Here is an 18937-nt window from a genome sequence, read left to right as displayed (position 1 = left end):
TTGTTATCTAGTTTTGAGAGAACATTCTCTCCATCAGGTTTGGTGGCGATAGCGAAGAGGTCACACCCGTTCCCATACCGAACACGGAAGTTAAGCTCTTCAGCGCCGATGGTAGTTGGGGGTTTCCCCCTGTGAGAGTAGGACGCCGCCAAGCTTTTATAAGGATCAGTTCCATTTGGAACTGGTCTTTTTTGTGTTTTTGGGAGGTTTGGCACCATATAAATGTGGAAATAATATTGTTAGTTGAGCGATTATCTTGAAAAATCGATCGAAAAAATTTATAGTAAGATTAAAGTCAAATATAGTCAAAGTCAATGGAGGAGGAGGCGGAGTGGCACAAAATATTTCTGATATCATCGAGCAGTATTTGAAGGAAGTCTTGGATCAGAACGGTCGAGAAATATTAGAAATTAAACGCAATGAAATTGCAGATAAGTTTCAATGCGTACCTTCACAAATTAACTATGTTATCAATACACGCTTTACGAGTGAGAGAGGCTATATCGTTGAAAGTAAGCGTGGCGGCGGTGGCTATATCCGCATCATTAAAGTCAAAATGAATGATGAAGTCGACTTATTGAACAATATTATTTCCCAAATATATCATCGTTTATCACAGGCTGCATCTGATCATATCATCATGCGTCTTGTTGAAAATAACATTTTATCTGAAAGAGAAGCTAAGATGATGATAAGTGTCATGGACCGTTCTGTATTGCATATTGATTTACCTGAACGAGATGAACTGCGGGCTCGGATGATGAAAGCGATGTTAAATGCTTTGAAATTAAAGTAAAGCGGGTGAAAAGATTGATTTGTCAAGAATGTAATGAGAGACCAGCCACTTTTCACTTTACGAAAGTTATAAATGGAGAAAAACAAGAAATGCACATATGTGAACAATGTGCAAAAGAAAACAGTGATTCATATGCTATGAGTGGAAACCAAGGTTTCTCGATTCACAACTTATTATCAGGCTTATTGAATATTGATCCTAGCTTCACCACAAGTGCTAACAAGGGCTCGTCTATTTTTCACGAAGCGAAAGAAGTGGATCAATGTCCTAAGTGTGGCTTAACCTTTCAGCAGTTCAGAAAAACAGGCCGATTTGGCTGTGCAGAATGCTATCGTACATTTGATCAGTATCTGAACCCTGTTTTACGGAAAGTCCATAGTGGAAATACAGTCCATAATGGAAAAGTCCCTAAACGAATTGCCGGCAGCCTGCATGTCCGCCGGAAACTTGAGTTAATGCAACAAGAGCTGAAGCAGCTGATTGAACAGGAAGAGTTCGAAAAAGCAGCGGAAGTTCGAGATCAAATTCGTGCATTAGAGCATGAGCAATCTCAGCAGAGGGAGGGAGATTAACGACATGTCGCTCCAGCATTTTATTCAAGACGCTTTAAGTCAGTGGATGAAACAAAAAGGACCAGAAAGTGACATTGTTCTAAGCAGTCGTATCCGGCTAGCACGCAATCTAGAGCATGTTCGTTTCCCAACTCAGTTTTCTCAAGAAGAAGCTGAAGCTGTTCTCCAGCAATTCGAACAAAAGTTTGCTAGCCAGGAAGTGAAGGACGTTGGAAACTTTGTTCTGATTCGAATGAATGAAACGCAGCCTTTAGCAAAGAGGGTGCTTGTTGAAAAGCATTTGATTAGCCCCAATTTAGCTGAATCGAGATTTGGCGGGTGCTTGCTTTCTGAAAATGAAGAAATCAGTGTGATGTTAAATGAAGAAGACCATATTCGAATCCAATGCTTATTCCCTGGTTTTCAGCTAGCCAATGCACTAAAAGCGGCTAATCAGGTAGATGATTGGATTGAAGAGCAAGTGGATTATGCATTTTCTGAAAAGCGAGGATACTTAACAAGCTGTCCGACCAATGTAGGTACAGGTATTAGGGCTTCGGTCATGATGCATTTACCGGCATTAGCGCTCACAAGACAAATGAATCGGATTATTCCGGCCATTAATCAATTAGGTCTTGTGGTCAGAGGAATTTATGGTGAGGGCAGCGAAGCAATAGGGAACATCTTTCAAATATCAAATCAAATGACACTTGGTCAATCAGAAGAAGACATTGTAGATGACTTGAATAGTGTGACCGCTCAGCTCATTGAACAAGAGCGATCAGCACGAAAAGCGTTATATCAAACATCTAAAATTGAACTTGAGGACAGAGTGTACCGTTCTTTAGGGATTTTGGCCAATTGTCGTATGATTGAATCAAAGGAAACAGCAAAGTGTTTGTCAGATGTGCGGCTTGGAATTGATTTAGGTATCATTAAGGGGCTTTCAAGTAATATACTGAATGAACTCATGATTTTGACCCAGCCTGGCTTCCTTCAGCAATATTCAGGAGGAGCCTTGGAGCCAAATGAACGAGATATAAAACGAGCAGCGATCATAAGAGAAAGGCTGCGCTTAGAAATGCATAGGAATGGACAGGAGGATGAAACGATATGATGTTTGGAAGATTCACTGAAAGAGCTCAAAAGGTATTAGCACTTGCACAAGAAGAAGCCATTCGCCTAGGCCATAAGAATATTGGTACTGAGCACATTTTACTTGGCCTTGTACGTGAAGGTGAGGGCATCGCTGCCAAAGCGTTAGAAGCACTGGGCCTTGTTTCAGATAAAATCCAAAAAGAAGTCGAAAGCTTGATTGGAAGAGGGCAAGAGGTGTCTCAAGCTATTCCTCATTATACGCCTAGAGCGAAGAAGGTCACTGAGCTTTCAATGGATGAAGCAAGAAAGCTAGGTCATTCCTATGTAGGGACAGAACACATTCTATTAGGTCTTATTCGTGAGGGAGAGGGTGTCGCTGCCCGTGTCTTAAATAACCTCGGAGTGAGCTTAAATAAAGCACGTCAGCAAGTCCTACAGCTGCTTGGAAGCAATGAAACAGGTGCATCTGCGGCCGGCTCTAATAGCAATGCAAATACACCAACACTAGATAGCTTGGCAAGAGATTTGACAGCTATCGCAAAAGAGGACAGCTTGGACCCTGTCATTGGCCGAAGCAAAGAAATTCAACGTGTCATTGAAGTTCTAAGTAGAAGAACAAAAAATAACCCTGTGCTGATTGGTGAGCCTGGTGTTGGTAAAACAGCCATCGCAGAAGGTCTTGCACAGCAAATTATTCATAATGAAGTACCTGAAATCCTGCGTGATAAACGAGTGATGACACTAGATATGGGAACAGTTGTAGCTGGTACGAAATATCGTGGTGAATTCGAGGATCGTTTGAAAAAAGTGATGGACGAAATTCGTCAGGCAGGAAATATCATTCTCTTTATCGATGAGCTTCATACGCTCATTGGTGCTGGTGGAGCAGAGGGTGCAATTGATGCATCTAATATCTTAAAGCCATCCTTAGCACGTGGAGAGCTTCAATGTATCGGAGCGACAACGTTAGATGAGTACCGTAAATATATTGAAAAGGATGCTGCGCTTGAACGACGTTTCCAGCCAATTCAAGTCGATCAGCCGTCTGTTGATGAAAGTATTCAAATCTTAAGAGGGCTTAGAGACCGGTATGAAGCACATCACCGTGTGTCCATTACAGATGAAGCAATTGAGGCGGCAGTGAAGCTGTCTGACCGTTATATTTCGGATCGTTTCCTTCCAGATAAGGCGATTGATTTAATTGATGAGGCAGGTTCGAAAGTCCGTTTACGTTCGTTCACAACACCGCCTAACCTAAAAGAACTAGAGCAAAAGCTGGATGAAGTACGCAAGGAAAAGGATGCAGCAGTTCAAAGTCAAGAATTTGAAAAAGCAGCTTCTCTTCGCGATACAGAGCAGCGTTTGCGTGAAAAAGTAGAAGTCACAAAGAAATCATGGAAAGAAAAGCAGGGACAAGAGAATTCAGAGGTATCTGTAGATGATATTGCAATGGTCGTTTCCAGCTGGACGGGAGTTCCTGTTTCGAAAATTGCTCAAACGGAGACAGATAAGCTTCTGAATATGGAACAATTGCTCCACTCTCGTGTGATCGGACAGGATGAAGCGGTTGTCGCTGTAGCAAAAGCTGTGAGACGTGCTCGTGCTGGCCTGAAAGATCCAAAACGTCCAATCGGTTCCTTTATCTTCTTAGGACCTACAGGGGTTGGTAAAACGGAGCTTGCAAGAGCACTCGCTGAGTCTATTTTCGGTGATGAAGAAGCAATGATCCGTATTGATATGTCTGAATACATGGAGAAACACTCTACATCCAGACTTGTCGGATCACCTCCAGGCTATGTCGGCTATGATGAAGGTGGACAGCTGACTGAAAAAGTGAGAAGAAAACCTTATTCTGTCGTTCTTTTAGACGAGATTGAAAAGGCGCATCCAGATGTATTTAATATCTTGCTGCAAGTGTTAGAAGATGGTCGTCTGACTGATTCTAAAGGACGTACCGTTGACTTTAGAAATACGATTTTGATCATGACATCAAACGTTGGAGCTAGTGAGCTGAAGCGCAATAAATATGTTGGCTTTAACGTGCAGGATGAAGGTCAAAATTACAAGGATATGAAAGGCAAAGTGATGGGCGAGCTGAAACGTGCGTTTAGACCTGAGTTTATCAACCGTATTGATGAAATCATTGTCTTCCACTCGCTTGAGAAGAAACATCTAAAAGAGATCGTGTCTCTCATGTCTGATCAATTGACAAAACGATTAAAAGAACAAGACCTATCAATTGAATTGACGGAAGCAGCAAAAGCGAAGATTGCCGACGAAGGTGTAGATCTTGAGTACGGTGCGCGCCCGTTAAGAAGAGCGATTCAAAAGCACGTGGAAGATCGACTTTCTGAAGAGCTTCTGAAGGGCAATATTGAAAAAGGTCAACATATCGTATTAGATGTGGAAGATGGAGAAATTGTCGTAAAAGCGACGGCTGCTACGAACTAATATAGTAAGAAAAAAGTGTGAGGCATACCAGCAAGGTGTATGCCTCCCTTTACTTATTTTCTGACCAGTATAAGGAGTTGTATTCTTCAATCTATGGCTAAGACAAAATCAAAATTTATATGCCAATCGTGCGGTTATGAGTCAGCCAAATGGATGGGGAAATGTCCAGGCTGCGGCACGTGGAACAGTATGACAGAAGAGGTCGTTCGCAAAGAGCCGGCAAACCGCCGAAGTGCTTTTAATCATTCTGTTCAAACCATTCAAAAACCTTCACCTATATCTGCAATTGAAACATCCGAAGAACCCCGAATTAAAACGAATTTAGAAGAATTTAACCGAGTGTTAGGAAGTGGAATTGTCAAAGGCTCTCTTGTTCTCATTGGCGGAGATCCTGGGATTGGGAAGTCCACATTATTATTACAAGTATCCGCACAGCTCTCAGACAAAAATCAGAATGTGTTATACATATCTGGTGAGGAGTCCATTAAACAAACGAAGCTAAGAGCGGACCGCCTTGGCATTGAAAGCGCCTCTTTACATGTTTTGGCTGAAACCGATATGGAGTATATAACGTCTGCTATACAGGAGATGAAACCTGCTTTTGTTGTGGTGGATTCGATTCAAACCGTTTATCAAAGCGATATAACGTCAGCTCCCGGTTCTGTATCTCAAGTAAGAGAATGTACAGCACAGCTGATGAAAATTGCCAAGACAAATGGTATTCCTATTTTTATCGTTGGTCACGTGACCAAAGAAGGCTCGATCGCAGGTCCACGCCTTTTAGAGCATATGGTGGACACAGTTCTTTATTTTGAAGGCGAGCGTCATCATACGTTTCGTATCTTACGGGCGGTCAAAAACCGATTTGGTTCAACGAATGAATTGGGAATTTTTGAAATGAGAGAGGAAGGGCTCACGGAAGTATTAAACCCTTCAGAAATCTTTTTAGAAGAGCGGTCGGCAGGTGTATCTGGTTCGTGTGTTGTTGCCTCAATGGAAGGAACAAGACCCGTACTTGTCGAGATACAGGCGTTAATTTCCCCGACAAGCTTTGGGAATCCGCGCAGAATGGCCACTGGCCTTGATCATAATCGAGTGTCGCTCCTCATGGCAGTTTTAGAAAAACGCGTGGGGCTGCTGCTGCAAAACCAAGATGCGTATTTAAAGGTCGCAGGCGGTGTGAAGCTTGACGAACCGGCGATTGACTTAGCCATTGCCGTCAGTATTGCATCAAGCTTTAAAGACGCAGCGCCGCATCAAGCGGATTGCTTTATAGGAGAGGTCGGTCTGACGGGAGAAGTCAGAAGAGTATCAAGAATTGAACAGCGAGTGCAGGAAGCTGCGAAACTAGGATTCAAGCGAATGTTTATTCCTCAAGCGAATATAGACGGATGGAAAAAGCCGAGAGGGATTGAGTTAGTTGGTGTAGAAAATGTAGCGGAGGCACTTCGAATTTCACTAGGGGGATCATAGAAATGGAAAAAGAGAAAAAAGGAGCGAGAGAACTCGATCTCTTAGATATTGTACAGTTTGTAGCACCAGGAACACCTCTGCGGGCAGGGATTGAAAACGTCCTGAGAGCCAATACTGGCGGTCTCATTGTTGTTGGTTATAATGACAAAGTAAAAAGTGTGGTAGATGGAGGATTTCATATTAATTCTGCCTTCTCCCCAGCACATTTATATGAATTGGCAAAGATGGACGGGGCCATTATTCTTAGCGATTCTGGTCAAAAAATCTTGTATGCGAATACACAGCTGATGCCAGATGCAACCATCCATTCATCGGAAACAGGCATGAGGCACCGTACGGCTGAACGTGTAGCGAAGCAGACAGGCTGCTTAATCATTGCCATTTCTGAACGGAGGAACGTCATTACCTTATACCAAGGGAATCGTCGTTATACGCTGAAAGATATTGGCTTTATTTTAACAAAAGCCAACCAAGCCATTCAGACACTTGAAAAATATAAAACCATTTTAGATCACGCCATTTCTGCGTTAAGCGCCCTAGAATTTGAAGAGCTTGTGACCTTTGGTGATGTATTATCCGTGCTGCACCGCTACGAAATGGTACTCAGAATCAAAAATGAAATCAATATGTATATCAAAGAGCTCGGAACAGAAGGGCACTTGATCCGTCTGCAGGTCAATGAGCTGATTACAGATATGGAGCAGGAAGCGGCTTTATTTATCAAAGATTACGTGAAAGAAAAGATCAAAGATCCGTATGTGCTGCTGAAACAACTTCAAGATATGTCGAGCTTTGAGCTTTTAGATGATTCCATTCTGTACAAGTTACTTGGATATCCAGCTTCTACAAATATTGACGAATATGTGTACACAAGAGGATACAGGTTGCTCCATAAAATCCCTAGACTGCCAATGCCAATCGTCGAAAATGTAGTTGAAGCATTCGGTGTGTTAGATCGAATTATGGAAGCGGATGTACAAGAATTGGATGAAGTAGAAGGAATTGGAGAAGTAAGAGCGAAAAAGATAAAAAAAGGATTAAAAAGGTTACAAGAAAAACATTACATTGACCGTCAGCTTTAAGAAGAGAAATTTTTCTCTATTACGGTTAAAAATGGATGAATATGGGTATATTAATGATGGTTTTGTTTTCTGTTGCTCATGATAGGAAACTTAAACATATATTAATGTCAGATGAAGGTGGATTGACAGATGAAAAATAAAGGAGGTGAAGGTATGTTAAAAAGAATCGTTCAGGCGTTTTTTATCATTTTGGGTGCAGTTGTGGGAATTTTTATTATTCCAGAGTTATTTCTGCTTTTAAATGCAAAGGACATACCTTTCATAACAAATGCTTACTCTTCAGCACTAATAGGAGCCTTTGTGTTCTTCATCATTGGTAAATGGTGCACAGGTTATGTGGTAAATTGGGTAAAATGGATCGAGGATTCTCTCTTGAAGGCGCCTCTTCCTGATCTTATATCTGGAAGTTTCGGTTTAGTATTTGGACTTATTCTAGCATATCTTATTGTAAACGTGATCCCGCTAAACAATATCCCATATCATATTTTTGGTACCATTATTCCGATTTTCCTGGCTTTCTTTTTAGGATACCTTGGGTTTCAGGTAGGGTTTAAGAAGAAGGATGAAATGATAGGGCTGTTCTCCCGATCTGCAAAGGTCAGCAAGAAAAAAGGAGCAGCTGATGATGAACCTGAAATAGAAGATAAAAAGCTGAAAATTTTAGACACAAGTGTTATCATTGATGGAAGAATCGCAGATATTTGCCAAACTGGATTCTTAGAAGGCGTTATGGTCATTCCTCAATTTGTGCTCGAGGAATTACAGCATATCGCAGACTCTTCAGATGTATTAAAGAGAAATAGAGGCCGAAGAGGTCTTGATATTTTAAATCGTATTCAAAAAGAGTTGGATATCAAAGTTGAAATTTACGAAGGTGACTTCGAAGACATTCAAGAGGTTGATAGCAAGCTTGTGAAGCTCGCTAAATTAACTTCAGGTGTTGTTGTGACCAATGATTTTAATTTAAATAAAGTATGCGAACTTCAAAAAGTAGCAGTGTTAAACATCAATGATCTAGCCAATGCCGTTAAACCGGTTGTACTGCCTGGGGAAGAAATGAAGGTACAGGTCATCAAAGATGGGAAAGAGCATAACCAAGGTGTTGCTTACTTAGATGACGGTACGATGATTGTGGTCGAAGAAGGACGCAATTACATTGGAAAAGACATCGATGTGCTCGTCACTAGTGTGCTGCAGACTGCTGCTGGAAGAATGATTTTTGCGAAGCCAAAACTTCTGGAGAAGGCGCTCTAAAGGGAGAACGAACATGTATTATGAAGTAGTTATTCCGGCTGCGGGGCAGGGGAAACGAATGAAGGCCGGCCGCAATAAGCTTTTTATTGAGCTGAAAAGAATGCCGGTCATCATTCATACATTAAAGGTGTTTGACGCTCATGCGCAATGCAAACGCATGATCCTAGCGATCAATGAAGAGGAGCGTCAAGACTTTGAAAGGCTACTCAAGGTACACGCTTTTCAAACGCCTGTTTCACTTGTCACTGGCGGTGAAGAACGTCAGCAAAGTGTATACGAAGGATTAAAGGCTGTGAAAGATGCGGACATCGTGCTTGTTCATGATGGGGCAAGGCCTTTTATTAAGCATACACAGATTGACTTGCTCGTTAAAGCAGCGATTGAAAAAGGCTCCGCAGTTGTGGCGGTACCAGTGAAAGACACAATCAAACGCGTTCAAGAAGGCAAAGTGGAACAAACCATTGAACGTCAGAGCTTGTGGGCAGTCCAGACCCCACAAGCTTTTCGTCATTCTATTTTAAAAGAGGCGCATGAATATGCTGAGCGGACAGGCTTCCTTGGAACAGACGACGCCAGCCTAGTTGAACAATTACATGGCGAGAATGTGTATATTGTCCAAGGAGACTATACCAATATTAAGCTGACAACACCGGATGATTTATTGGTTGCCAAGGCAATTATGGATGCGGAAAGAGGGTACTAGATCATGTTGAGAATAGGACAAGGCTTTGATGTACATCAATTAACAGAGGGGAGACCTCTAATTATCGGCGGGGTCACCATCCCTTATGAAAAGGGACTGCTAGGGCATTCAGACGCTGACGTACTGCTTCACACGGTGGCAGATGCATGCCTAGGTGCGATTGCTGAAGGAGATATCGGCAGACATTTCCCAGACACTGACCCTGAGTTTAAGGATGCAGATTCTTTTAAATTATTGCAGCATGTGTGGGCACTAGTGAAAGAAAAGGGCTACACACTTGTGAATATTGACTGCACCATCATGGCGCAAAAACCCAAAATGGCACCTTACATTCAGCCAATGTGTGAGAAAATTGCAGAAGCACTTGAGGCAGATGTCACACAGGTGAATGTCAAAGCAACAACAACAGAGAAACTCGGATTTACAGGAAGAGGCGAAGGAATTGCTTCTCAGGCAACAGTGCTTCTTCAGAAAAAGTAAAATCCATTTTGATGAGAATGGGTTTTGATGATAAAATACGTTTATAAAAAATTGGTGTCAGACAACATGATGCAGATGAAAGGAAGTTAAACTCATGGGAAATGAAGTGCGTGTTCGTTATGCACCGAGTCCAACTGGTCATTTACATATTGGGAATGCTAGAACGGCTCTTTTCAACTATTTGTTCGCACGCAGCCAAGGCGGCAAATTTATTATTCGAATCGAGGATACGGATCAAAAGCGTAATGTAGAAGGCGGGGAGGAAAGCCAGCTTCGCCACCTGCAATGGCTCGGTATTGATTGGGATGAGAGCATTGATAAAGATGGCGGTTACGGTCCTTACAGACAATCAGAGCGTAATGATATTTACAAAAAATATTATGATGAGCTGTTAGAGAAGGACTTGGCGTATAAGTGCTATTGTACGGCAGAAGAGCTAGAGGCAGAGCGTGAAGCACAAATCGCCCGCAGCGAAATGCCTCGATATTCTGGTAAATGCAGTCATTTATCAAAAGAAGAAGAGGACAAGCTGATTGCTGAAGGAAGAGAGCCAAGCATCCGCTTCCGAGTACCAAAAGGAGAAATCATCAAATTTGACGACATGGTCAAAGGTGATATTTCATTTGAAACAGACGGCATTGGTGATTTTGTTATTGTGAAGAAAGATGGTACGCCAACTTATAACTTTGCAGTAGCTGTGGATGATCATTTGATGAAAATGACTCACGTTCTTCGCGGAGAAGATCATATTTCAAATACCCCTAAACAAATCATGATTTTTAATGCATTTGGCTGGGATGTTCCGCTATTCGGACATATGACGTTGATTGTGAACGAGAACCGTAAGAAATTAAGTAAACGTGATGAATCGATTATTCAATTCATCGAGCAATATAAGAATTTAGGCTATTTACCTGAAGCCCTGTTTAACTTTATTGCATTACTTGGATGGTCTCCAGTAGGCGAAGAAGAACTGTTTACAAAAGAGCAATTCATCGACATTTTCGATGTGAACCGACTTTCTAAGTCACCAGCTCTATTCGATATGCATAAACTAAAATGGGTGAACAACCAATACGTGAAAGCACTTGATCTTGATCAGGTTGTGGCACTAACACTTCCGCATCTTCAAAAGGCAGGCAAGGTAAGCGAGCAGCTGACTGAAGAAGAAAACACGTGGGTACGTAAGCTTATTTCTCTGTATCACGAACAATTAAGCTACGGAGCAGAAATTGTTGAGTTAACAGAGTTGTTCTTTAAGGAGCAAATTGAGTATAATCAAGAGGCAAAGGAAGTTCTAGCAGAGGAGCAAGTACCTGAAGTTATGGCATCTTTTGCAGGTCAGCTTGAACAGCTTGAGTCTTTCACACCTGATGAAATTAAGGCTGCCATTAAAGCGGTACAAAAAGAAACAGGGCATAAAGGCAAGAAACTATTCATGCCGATTCGTGTGGCTGTCACAGGACAAACGCATGGCCCAGAACTTCCGCAAAGTATTGAATTGCTAGGTAAAGAAACGGTATTAAACCGCATTAAACAAATATAAAGAAATCGTTGCGAGGGAGAAGTACAATGTACTCGTCCATCACAGAAAGAGTCTCCACCGGCTGAAAGAGACTTATGGGAAGACATTGGAAATGCACCCTCAAGACCCTTGAGGAACACGTATGTTAGTATGCAAGGGCGGTACCCTCCGTTATGGGATTAAGTTGAGAAGGCTGCAAGATAATTGGCTTTCTAAACAGAGTGGAACCGCGTTTTCAAAACGTCTCTGTCATATGGCAGAGGCGTTTTTTATTTGTCCAAAAAAAGAGAGCAAGTCCTAAGAGAGATTGATGGGGAAGAACGGGGGGAGCATGTGTTTTTCAAAATGCTGAAAGAAGATATTGATACTGTGTTTGATCAAGATCCTGCTGCTAGAAGCTATATTGAAGTAGTGCTAACCTATTCAGGGCTTCATGCGATTTGGGCTCACCGTATTGCGCACGCATTTTATAAGCGTAAGCTGTATTTTATTGCGCGGATCATTTCTCAGGTCAGCCGTTTTTTCACAGGGGTGGAGATTCACCCAGCGGCAACCATTGGCAGGCGGTTCTTCATTGATCACGGCATGGGCGTCGTGATCGGGGAAACATGTGAAATTGGAGACAACGTCACTGTTTTCCAAGGCGTGACATTAGGGGGAACAGGGAAAGAAAAGGGAAAGCGGCATCCGACCATTTTAGACGATGCCCTCATTGCGACAGGTGCCAAGGTGCTTGGTTCTATCACGGTTGGAAAAGGGTCCAAGATTGGTGCAGGGTCGGTCGTGTTAAAGGACGTCCCGGATCATTCCACCGTTGTAGGTATACCTGGGCGAGTCGTCGTTCAAAATGGAAAGAAAATCAATCGTGATCTCAATCATCAAGATTTGCCAGATCCAGTTTCTGATCGTTTTAAAGAATTGGAACGAGAAATGGAAAAGCTAAAAGGTGAGCTGGCTTCATTGAGCAGAAAGGAAGAACAATCATGACAATCAATATTTATAATACATTGACACGTAAGAAGGAAGAATTTGTCCCGCTTGAGCCAGGAAAGGTCAAGATGTATGTGTGCGGACCAACCGTTTATAACTACATTCATATCGGGAATGCTAGACCTGCTATTGTTTATGACACTGTACGTAAGTATTTGGAATACAGCGGTTACGATGTGAACTTTGTATCAAACTTTACAGATGTGGATGATAAACTCATCAAAGCAGCCAACGAACTCGGAGAAGATGTGCCGACAATTGCTGACCGGTTTATCCAGGCCTACTTCGAAGACGTCAGTGCACTAGGGTGCAAAAAAGCAGACCTTCACCCGCGAGTGACGGAAAACATGGATGATATCATTGCGTTTATTGCGACATTGATTGAAAAAGGCTACGCCTATGAAGCAGATGGCGACGTGTATTACAGCACACGCTCATTTGAAGGCTATGGAAAGCTTTCTCACCAATCAATTGATGAGCTGAAGACAGGTGCCCGTATTCGTGTAGGTGAAAAGAAACGAGATGCACTGGACTTTGCTCTTTGGAAGGCTGCAAAGGATCAGGAGATCTCTTGGGATAGCCCGTGGGGCGAAGGACGCCCAGGCTGGCATATCGAATGCTCGGCAATGGTCAAAAAATATTTAGGTGATACGATCGACATTCATGCTGGCGGGCAGGACTTAACATTCCCGCACCATGAGAATGAAATTGCCCAATCTGAGGCTTTGACAGGGAAGCCTTTTGCGAAGTATTGGATGCATAACGGGTATATTAATATTGATAATGAAAAAATGTCAAAATCACTTGGCAACTTTGTGCTGGTGCATGACATTGTGAAAGAACAAGATCCTGATGTGCTCCGCTTCTTTATGTTGTCGGTTCACTATCGTCACCCAATTAACTACTCAATGGATTTATTAGAAAGTACAAAGAGTGCGTTTAACCGACTCAAGACATCGTATGCGAATTTACATCATCGTCTTGAGAGCAGCACGAATATCACGGAAGACAATGCTGAATGGCTGGCAAAAGTTGAAGAGCAGCGTGCGACATTTATTTCTGAAATGAACGATGACTTCAATACGGCAAATGCAATCTCTGTTTTATTCGAATTAGCGAAACAGGCGAATTATTATATGGAAAATGATCATACTTCGGAGGAAGTGATCAAGGCATTTATCGGCTTGTTCCAAGAAATTACGTCTGTTCTTGGCTTCTCATTAGAAGAAAAGCACACGCTTGACGAAGAGGTTGAAGCGTTAATTGAAAAACGTAATGAAGCTAGAAGAAATCGTGACTTTGCCCTATCTGATCAAATACGTGATCAATTAAAGAGCATGAATATTGTGTTGGAGGACACTCCTCAAGGTACTCGCTGGAAAAGAGGAGAATAGGCAATGTTGAATTTTGAAAAGCTGAAAGACGGTAAACAGCTGAACGGACTTGCGCTAGCTTATATGGGTGATGCCATTTTTGAAGTATATGTGAGGCATCACCTCCTCCAAACGGGGGCGACAAAACCAAATGAGCTGCACAAACGAGCAAGCAAAATTGTTTCAGCAAAATCACAAGCTGCTATTTTATTTACGCTTCAGCAGCAAGGTTTTTTCACTGAAGCAGAAGAAGCGGTGCTGAAAAGAGGAAGAAACGCAAAATCAGGCACAGTGCCTAAAAACACAGACGTTCAAACGTATCGTTATAGTACAGCGTTTGAAGCGCTCATGGGTTATTTATTTATCGAAAAGCAGGACGAACGCTTAGAAGAGCTGATTGGTCAGGCGATTGAAATCGGAACGTCAGGGAGGAAGACAAATGAGTCAGCAACATGATTATGTCATTGGGAAAAATGCAGTGATTGAGACACTGAAGTCAGATCGGGAGTTATACAAGCTCTGGATGGCAGAAAACACTGTAAAAGGACAAGCCCAGCAGGTCATTGAACTCGCTAAAAAGCAAAATATCACCATTCAGTATGTTCCGAGGAAAAAGCTTGATCAAATGGTTACAGGTCAGCACCAGGGAATCGTTGCACAAGTAGCAGCATATGAATATGCAGAATTGGACGATCTGTATCAAATCGCTGAAAAGCGGAATGAACAGCCTTTCTTTCTGATTTTAGATGAAATTGAAGACCCGCATAATTTAGGATCTATTATGCGTACGGCAGATGCTGTAGGTGCACACGGGATTGTCATTCCGAAAAGGAGAGCAGTCGGTCTAACAACAACAGTTGCTAAGGCATCCACTGGAGCAATCGAGCATATTCCAGTCGCTAAAGTAACCAATCTTTCAAGAGCCCTTGATGAAATGAAAGAAAGAGGAATCTGGGTTGCGGGAACAGATGCGTCTGCTAAACAGGATTACAGACAATTTGATGGTACAATGCCGCTGGCTCTTGTGATTGGCAGTGAAGGAAAAGGAATTGGCCGATTGATTAAGGAAAAGTGTGATTTTCTAATTAAACTGCCTATGGCCGGGAAGGTTACTTCGTTAAACGCATCAGTTGCCGCTAGTCTATTGATGTATGAAGTGTATCGAAAACGTTATCCGTTAGGAGAATAGAGATGGATATCCTCTTAGTCGATGGATACAACATGATAGGTGCATGGCCTCAGCTGCAGCACTTAAAGGAAAACAGCTTTGAAGAAGCCAGAGACGTGCTGATTCAACATTTAGCAGAATATCAAGCATACACAGGGTATCGAGTCATTGTCGTATTCGATGCCCATATGGTCAAAGGAATTGAAAAAAAGCGGACTAATCACCGAGTAGAGGTCATCTTTACGAGAGAGAATGAAACGGCGGATGAGCGGATTGAAAAACTGGCACAGGATTTGAATAATATTCGGACGCAAATTCATGTGGCAACCTCAGATTTTACGGAACAATGGGCTATTTTTGGACAAGGTGCTCTTCGGAAGTCGGCTCGTGAGCTTTTAAGAGAGATTGAAGTGATAGAACGAAAGATTGAAACGAGGGTCAAAAAGATTACTTCTGATAAACCAGCATCTAAGATTGAATTGTCAGAAGATGTATTGAAAACGTTTGAAAAATGGCGGCGTGGGAATCTGGAATAGCTTGACGATATTTCAACCATTAATGTATAATATTTCTATCTAGGTGCGGTCGGGGGGATCGAAGTGAATCTAAACAACAGCAAGGGTAAGTCCATCAGAGAGCAATTTTGCCAGTTGGAAGATGAACAAGTCATTGAAAGGGTTCATGTCGGAGATAGTGATGCGCTAGATTATTTAATAACGAAATACCGCAATTTTGTACGTGCAAAAGCAAGATCTTATTTCTTGATAGGAGCGGATCGAGAGGACATTGTCCAAGAGGGAATGATCGGACTTTATAAGTCTATCCGCGATTTCAGAGAGGACAAGCTTACTTCATTTAAGGCTTTTGCAGAATTATGTATTACCCGCCAAATTATCACCGCAATTAAAACAGCTACTCGCCAAAAACATATCCCGTTAAATTCCTATGTATCATTAGACAAACCGATCTACGATGAAGAATCGGACAGAACTTTATTGGATGTCATTTCCGGTGCTAAAGCGCTTAACCCAGAAGATTTAATCATTAGCAAAGAAGAATTTGATGATATCGAAATGAAGATGGGTGAACTGCTAAGCGAGCTGGAAAGAAAGGTACTTGTGCTTTATCTTGATGGCAGATCCTATCAGGAGATTTCTGAAGATTTAAACCGTCATGTGAAATCAATTGATAACGCACTCCAAAGAGTAAAGAGAAAATTAGAGAAATATTTAGAGCTTCGCGAGATTAGTCTCTAATCAAACCTATATTGACAGCTTTTTCGACACTGTGATAAGGTACTAATGAAATGATGTCGAGAAAATAGGTGTAAAAATGAGGAAAAAGATTACTCTAGCCTGTAAAGACTGCGGAAGCCGCAATTATACGACAATGAAAAGTGTTGCTTCAGCAGCTGAAAGATTAGAAGTTAAGAAATATTGCAAGACTTGTAATTCACATAAAACACATTTAGAAACGAAGTAAGATTTGCGTTCTTTAATCTGTGGAGGTCTTTTACATGCGTATTATCAGTTTCTTAAAAAGTGTCGGAAAAGAAATGAAAAAGGTCAGCTGGCCAAAGAAGAACGAAATGGTCCGCTACACAATCACTGTTATTTTAACAGTCGTATTCTTTGCCATCTTTTTCTCTTTTCTTGATATAGGAATCTCACAATTAATCGAATTAATTCATTAATACTTGAATAATGGTCTGCTGAACGTGCTATAATAGATCATAATATGACTTGCCAAAAAACCCGTTTTACGGGTTTTTTCAATTGCTTGAAAATATTTACCGGTACTCGAGATTCGTCAAATAGACATTACGAAATGTGGGGAGGGAAGGACTAAATAGTCCTGAACGAAAATGGAAAAGAATTGGTATGTTGTGCATACGTACTCTGGCTATGAAAACAAAGTAAAAGCGAACTTGGAAAAGCGTGTTGAATCAATGGGCATGCAGGATAAAATCTTCCGCGTCGTCGTACCAGAAGAAGAAGAAACTGATATTAAAAATGGTAAGAAAAAAGTTGTCAAAAAGAAAGTATTCCCTGGCTATGTCCTAGTGGAAATCGTGATGACTGACGACTCTTGGTATGTCGTGCGTAATACACCGGGTGTCACTGGATTCGTTGGATCAGCTGGATCAGGCTCAAAGCCGACTGCGCTGCTGCCAGGCGAAGCTGAAACCATTCTGAAGAGAATGGGTCTTGAAGAACGCAAAACAGAAATCGACTTTGAACTAAAAGAAACAGTTAAGGTCATCGATGGACCATTTGCTAACTTCACTGGCTCTATTGAAGAAATTGACTACGATAAAAGCAAAGTCAAAGTATTCGTTAATATGTTTGGTAGAGAAACACCTGTTGAACTTGAGTTCACACAGATCGATAAATTGTAATTCAAAAGAGCTTGAAATGAGTGTATAGAAGTGGTAATATAGCAAAGGTACGTCTTGAGTTCACTCAAGATCGCTAGCTAGTTATTTCGTCATTCATATAAAGAATGAAGTTGTTGAGTGGGAGGGGGATTCCCCTATTACCACATCACGGACTTTAAGGAGGTGTGTCTCGTGGCTAAAAAAGTAGTTAAAGTTGTTAAATTGCAAATTCCTGCTGGAAAAGCTAACCCAGCTCCACCAGTTGGACCTGCACTAGGTCAAGCCGGTGTTAATATCATGGGATTCTGTAAGGAGTTTAACGCTCGTACAGCTGACCAAGCTGGTCTTATCATTCCTGTTGAAATTTCGGTTTTTGAAGACCGTTCATTTACATTTATTACTAAAACTCCACCTGCTGCAGTTTTACTTAAAAAAGCAGCTGGTATTGAGTCTGGTTCTGGTGAACCTAACCGTAATAAAGTGGCAACTGTTAAGCGTGATAAAGTTCGCGAAATCGCGGAAACAAAAATGCCTGACTTAAACGCTGCTAGCGTTGAATCAGCTATGCGCATGGTTGAAGGTACTGCACGCAGTATGGGTATTGTCATCGAAGATTAATTTTTTGTCTTGTTGGGTTGCGAGTTTGGTTTTGACAAGTTCGCAACCCTTATTCGTGGGAGGTTATTCCGCTAAAACCACATAAGGAGGATTTTTATAATGGCTAAAAAAGGTAAAAAGTATGTAGAAGCTGCTAAGCTGATCGAACGTACTAAAGCGTATGATGTAGCTGAAGCTGTTTCTCTTACAAAAAAAGCAAATACAGCGAAATTTGATGCGACTGTAGAAGTTGCTTTTCGTTTGGGCGTAGACCCTCGTAAAAACGATCAACAAATCCGCGGTGCAGTTGTACTTCCTAACGGAACTGGTAAAACTCAACGCGTTCTTGTGTTCGCTAAAGGCGAAAAAGCAAAAGAAGCAGAAGCTGCTGGAGCAGACTACGTTGGAGATTCTGATTACATCACTAAAATCCAACAAGGCTGGTTCGATTTCGATGTAATCGTTGCGACACCTGACATGATGGGTGAAGTTGGTAAGATCGGTCGTGTTCTTGGACCAAAAGGTCTTATGCCAAACCCTAAAACAGGAACTGTAACGTTCGAAGTTGAAAAAGCAATCAATGAAATCAAAGCTGGTAAAGTAGAATACCGCGTTGATAAAGCTGGTAACATCCACGCGCCAATCGGAAAGGTTTCTTTCGAGGACGAAAAGCTTGTTGAGAACTTTGCAACAATCTATGACACAATCCTTAAAGCAAAACCTGCAGCGGCTAAAGGTGTATACGTGAAAAACGTTTCTGTTACATCTACTATGGGCCCTGGCGTGAAAGTGGATCCATCTTCTTTCTCTGCAAAATAATTCTTGACTTATGACAACCATTTTGATAATATCAAAATGTTGTAAAATAGAATAATGTCCATTTATACCGTAGACAGCAGGGGCCTTATGGCTTAAATAACCCGCCGAGGTGTATATGTCACAGTCTTACGTTAACGTATGCTTGTATATACAGCCTCCATGTCTTAATGGAGGCTTTTTATATGGAGAACCGTTCGTTA

The 18937-nt window shown here is 41.7% G+C and carries 21 protein-coding genes, 1 rRNA gene and 2 other annotated features; all 22 genes read left to right on the top strand.

The window, feature by feature from the left end:
* Window positions 1-38: 38 nt before the first annotated feature.
* The 22 genes from rrf to rplA all read left to right on the top strand — a co-directional run bounded on the left by rrf (window position 39) and on the right by rplA (window position 18737).
* Window positions 39-154, top strand: a 5S ribosomal RNA gene (gene rrf, locus MHI60_RS06810).
* A gap of 177 nt (window positions 155-331) precedes the next feature.
* Complete coding sequence (locus tag MHI60_RS06805; RefSeq protein WP_003217184.1) at window positions 332-796, top strand: CtsR family transcriptional regulator; 465 nt, start codon at window positions 332-334, stop codon at window positions 794-796.
* A 14-nt stretch (window positions 797-810) separates the two neighbouring features.
* Window positions 811-1368, top strand: coding sequence for a UvrB/UvrC motif-containing protein (locus tag MHI60_RS06800; RefSeq protein ID WP_095407549.1), 558 nt, complete (start codon window positions 811-813; stop codon window positions 1366-1368).
* Window positions 1369-1372: 4 nt separating this feature from the next.
* A complete protein-coding gene (locus MHI60_RS06795; RefSeq protein ID WP_144473080.1) occupies window positions 1373-2464 on the top strand; it encodes a protein arginine kinase in 1092 nt (363 codons plus the stop codon).
* Window positions 2461-4896 carry an ATP-dependent protease ATP-binding subunit ClpC gene (gene clpC, locus MHI60_RS06790; RefSeq protein ID WP_048240170.1) on the top strand — a complete coding sequence of 812 codons (2436 nt, stop codon included), beginning with the start codon at window positions 2461-2463 and terminating at the stop codon, window positions 4894-4896. Before MHI60_RS06795 ends, clpC begins: the two co-directional genes overlap by 4 nt.
* A gap of 93 nt (window positions 4897-4989) precedes the next feature.
* Window positions 4990-6369, top strand: a complete 1380-nt coding sequence (radA, locus tag MHI60_RS06785) for a DNA repair protein RadA (RefSeq protein WP_025092231.1) — start codon at window positions 4990-4992, stop codon at window positions 6367-6369.
* A 2-nt stretch (window positions 6370-6371) separates the two neighbouring features.
* The gene (gene disA / locus MHI60_RS06780) at window positions 6372-7451 is read left to right on the top strand and encodes a DNA integrity scanning diadenylate cyclase DisA (protein WP_024425581.1); all 1080 of its coding nucleotides are present in this window, start codon (window positions 6372-6374) and stop codon (window positions 7449-7451) included.
* A 153-nt stretch (window positions 7452-7604) separates the two neighbouring features.
* Window positions 7605-8705 carry a PIN/TRAM domain-containing protein gene (locus MHI60_RS06775; RefSeq protein WP_095407564.1) on the top strand — a complete coding sequence of 367 codons (1101 nt, stop codon included), beginning with the start codon at window positions 7605-7607 and terminating at the stop codon, window positions 8703-8705.
* Between the two features lie 13 nt (window positions 8706-8718).
* On the top strand, window positions 8719-9408 hold the full coding sequence (gene ispD / locus MHI60_RS06770; protein ID WP_003217158.1) for a 2-C-methyl-D-erythritol 4-phosphate cytidylyltransferase: 690 nt from the start codon (window positions 8719-8721) through the stop codon (window positions 9406-9408).
* Between the two features lie 3 nt (window positions 9409-9411).
* Window positions 9412-9888 carry a 2-C-methyl-D-erythritol 2,4-cyclodiphosphate synthase gene (gene ispF / locus MHI60_RS06765; RefSeq protein ID WP_003216928.1) on the top strand — a complete coding sequence of 159 codons (477 nt, stop codon included), beginning with the start codon at window positions 9412-9414 and terminating at the stop codon, window positions 9886-9888.
* 94 nt (window positions 9889-9982) lie between these two features.
* Window positions 9983-11434 carry a glutamate--tRNA ligase gene (gltX, locus tag MHI60_RS06760; RefSeq protein WP_095407550.1) on the top strand — a complete coding sequence of 484 codons (1452 nt, stop codon included), beginning with the start codon at window positions 9983-9985 and terminating at the stop codon, window positions 11432-11434.
* Window positions 11434-11664, top strand: a binding site (T-box leader). Its footprint overlaps the gene before it by 1 nt.
* An 82-nt stretch (window positions 11665-11746) precedes the next feature.
* A complete protein-coding gene (gene cysE, locus MHI60_RS06755; RefSeq protein ID WP_024425585.1) occupies window positions 11747-12400 on the top strand; it encodes a serine O-acetyltransferase in 654 nt (217 codons plus the stop codon).
* Window positions 12397-13797 (top strand): cysteine--tRNA ligase, encoded by a 1401-nt coding sequence (gene cysS, locus MHI60_RS06750; protein WP_144486222.1) that lies wholly within the window; start codon window positions 12397-12399, stop codon window positions 13795-13797. Before cysE ends, cysS begins: the two co-directional genes overlap by 4 nt.
* Window positions 13798-13800: 3 nt before the next feature.
* Window positions 13801-14232, top strand: a complete 432-nt coding sequence (locus MHI60_RS06745; protein ID WP_024425587.1) for a Mini-ribonuclease 3 — start codon at window positions 13801-13803, stop codon at window positions 14230-14232.
* The gene (rlmB, locus tag MHI60_RS06740; RefSeq protein WP_034665632.1) at window positions 14216-14965 is read left to right on the top strand and encodes a 23S rRNA (guanosine(2251)-2'-O)-methyltransferase RlmB; all 750 of its coding nucleotides are present in this window, start codon (window positions 14216-14218) and stop codon (window positions 14963-14965) included. Before MHI60_RS06745 ends, rlmB begins: the two co-directional genes overlap by 17 nt.
* 2 nt (window positions 14966-14967) lie before the next feature.
* On the top strand, window positions 14968-15480 hold the full coding sequence (gene rae1, locus MHI60_RS06735) for a ribosome-dependent mRNA decay endonuclease Rae1/YacP (RefSeq protein ID WP_024425589.1): 513 nt from the start codon (window positions 14968-14970) through the stop codon (window positions 15478-15480).
* A gap of 63 nt (window positions 15481-15543) precedes the next feature.
* Window positions 15544-16200, top strand: a complete 657-nt coding sequence (gene sigH / locus MHI60_RS06730; RefSeq protein ID WP_008345424.1) for an RNA polymerase sporulation sigma factor SigH — start codon at window positions 15544-15546, stop codon at window positions 16198-16200.
* Window positions 16201-16276: 76 nt separating this feature from the next.
* The gene (gene rpmG / locus MHI60_RS06725; RefSeq protein ID WP_008356502.1) at window positions 16277-16426 is read left to right on the top strand and encodes a 50S ribosomal protein L33; all 150 of its coding nucleotides are present in this window, start codon (window positions 16277-16279) and stop codon (window positions 16424-16426) included.
* Window positions 16427-16460: 34 nt separating this feature from the next.
* Window positions 16461-16637 carry a preprotein translocase subunit SecE gene (secE, locus tag MHI60_RS06720; protein WP_008345422.1) on the top strand — a complete coding sequence of 59 codons (177 nt, stop codon included), beginning with the start codon at window positions 16461-16463 and terminating at the stop codon, window positions 16635-16637.
* A gap of 171 nt (window positions 16638-16808) precedes the next feature.
* On the top strand, window positions 16809-17342 hold the full coding sequence (gene nusG, locus MHI60_RS06715; RefSeq protein WP_003217197.1) for a transcription termination/antitermination protein NusG: 534 nt from the start codon (window positions 16809-16811) through the stop codon (window positions 17340-17342).
* Between the two features lie 171 nt (window positions 17343-17513).
* Complete coding sequence (gene rplK / locus MHI60_RS06710) at window positions 17514-17939, top strand: 50S ribosomal protein L11 (RefSeq protein WP_003216956.1); 426 nt, start codon at window positions 17514-17516, stop codon at window positions 17937-17939.
* 99 nt (window positions 17940-18038) lie between these two features.
* On the top strand, window positions 18039-18737 hold the full coding sequence (gene rplA, locus MHI60_RS06705; protein WP_003217271.1) for a 50S ribosomal protein L1: 699 nt from the start codon (window positions 18039-18041) through the stop codon (window positions 18735-18737).
* Between the two features lie 49 nt (window positions 18738-18786).
* Window positions 18787-18927, top strand: a sequence feature (ribosomal protein L10 leader region).
* Window positions 18928-18937 lie beyond the last annotated feature (10 nt).

The organism is Bacillus sp. FSL K6-3200, from assembly GCF_038630485.1.
GTDB classification, from domain to species: Bacteria; Bacillota; Bacilli; order Bacillales; family Bacillaceae; genus Bacillus; species Bacillus safensis.
The sequence above is the reverse complement of the archived record's forward strand: the minus strand, read 5'-3'. Positions and strand labels throughout refer to the sequence as shown.

Coding starts and splice junctions, on each gene's coding strand:
- MHI60_RS06795 (WP_144473080.1), top strand. CDS start 1,373: ATGTCGCTCCAGCATTTTATTCAAGACGCTTTAAGTCAGTGGATGAAA.
- clpC (WP_048240170.1), top strand. CDS start 2,461: ATGATGTTTGGAAGATTCACTGAAAGAGCTCAAAAGGTATTAGCACTT.
- radA (WP_025092231.1), top strand. CDS start 4,990: ATGGCTAAGACAAAATCAAAATTTATATGCCAATCGTGCGGTTATGAG.
- disA (WP_024425581.1), top strand. CDS start 6,372: ATGGAAAAAGAGAAAAAAGGAGCGAGAGAACTCGATCTCTTAGATATT.
- MHI60_RS06775 (WP_095407564.1), top strand. CDS start 7,605: ATGTTAAAAAGAATCGTTCAGGCGTTTTTTATCATTTTGGGTGCAGTT.
- ispD (WP_003217158.1), top strand. CDS start 8,719: ATGTATTATGAAGTAGTTATTCCGGCTGCGGGGCAGGGGAAACGAATG.
- ispF (WP_003216928.1), top strand. CDS start 9,412: ATGTTGAGAATAGGACAAGGCTTTGATGTACATCAATTAACAGAGGGG.
- gltX (WP_095407550.1), top strand. CDS start 9,983: ATGGGAAATGAAGTGCGTGTTCGTTATGCACCGAGTCCAACTGGTCAT.
- cysS (WP_144486222.1), top strand. CDS start 12,397: ATGACAATCAATATTTATAATACATTGACACGTAAGAAGGAAGAATTT.
- MHI60_RS06745 (WP_024425587.1), top strand. CDS start 13,801: ATGTTGAATTTTGAAAAGCTGAAAGACGGTAAACAGCTGAACGGACTT.
- rlmB (WP_034665632.1), top strand. CDS start 14,216: ATGAGTCAGCAACATGATTATGTCATTGGGAAAAATGCAGTGATTGAG.
- rae1 (WP_024425589.1), top strand. CDS start 14,968: ATGGATATCCTCTTAGTCGATGGATACAACATGATAGGTGCATGGCCT.
- rpmG (WP_008356502.1), top strand. CDS start 16,277: ATGAGGAAAAAGATTACTCTAGCCTGTAAAGACTGCGGAAGCCGCAAT.
- secE (WP_008345422.1), top strand. CDS start 16,461: ATGCGTATTATCAGTTTCTTAAAAAGTGTCGGAAAAGAAATGAAAAAG.
- nusG (WP_003217197.1), top strand. CDS start 16,809: ATGGAAAAGAATTGGTATGTTGTGCATACGTACTCTGGCTATGAAAAC.
- rplA (WP_003217271.1), top strand. CDS start 18,039: ATGGCTAAAAAAGGTAAAAAGTATGTAGAAGCTGCTAAGCTGATCGAA.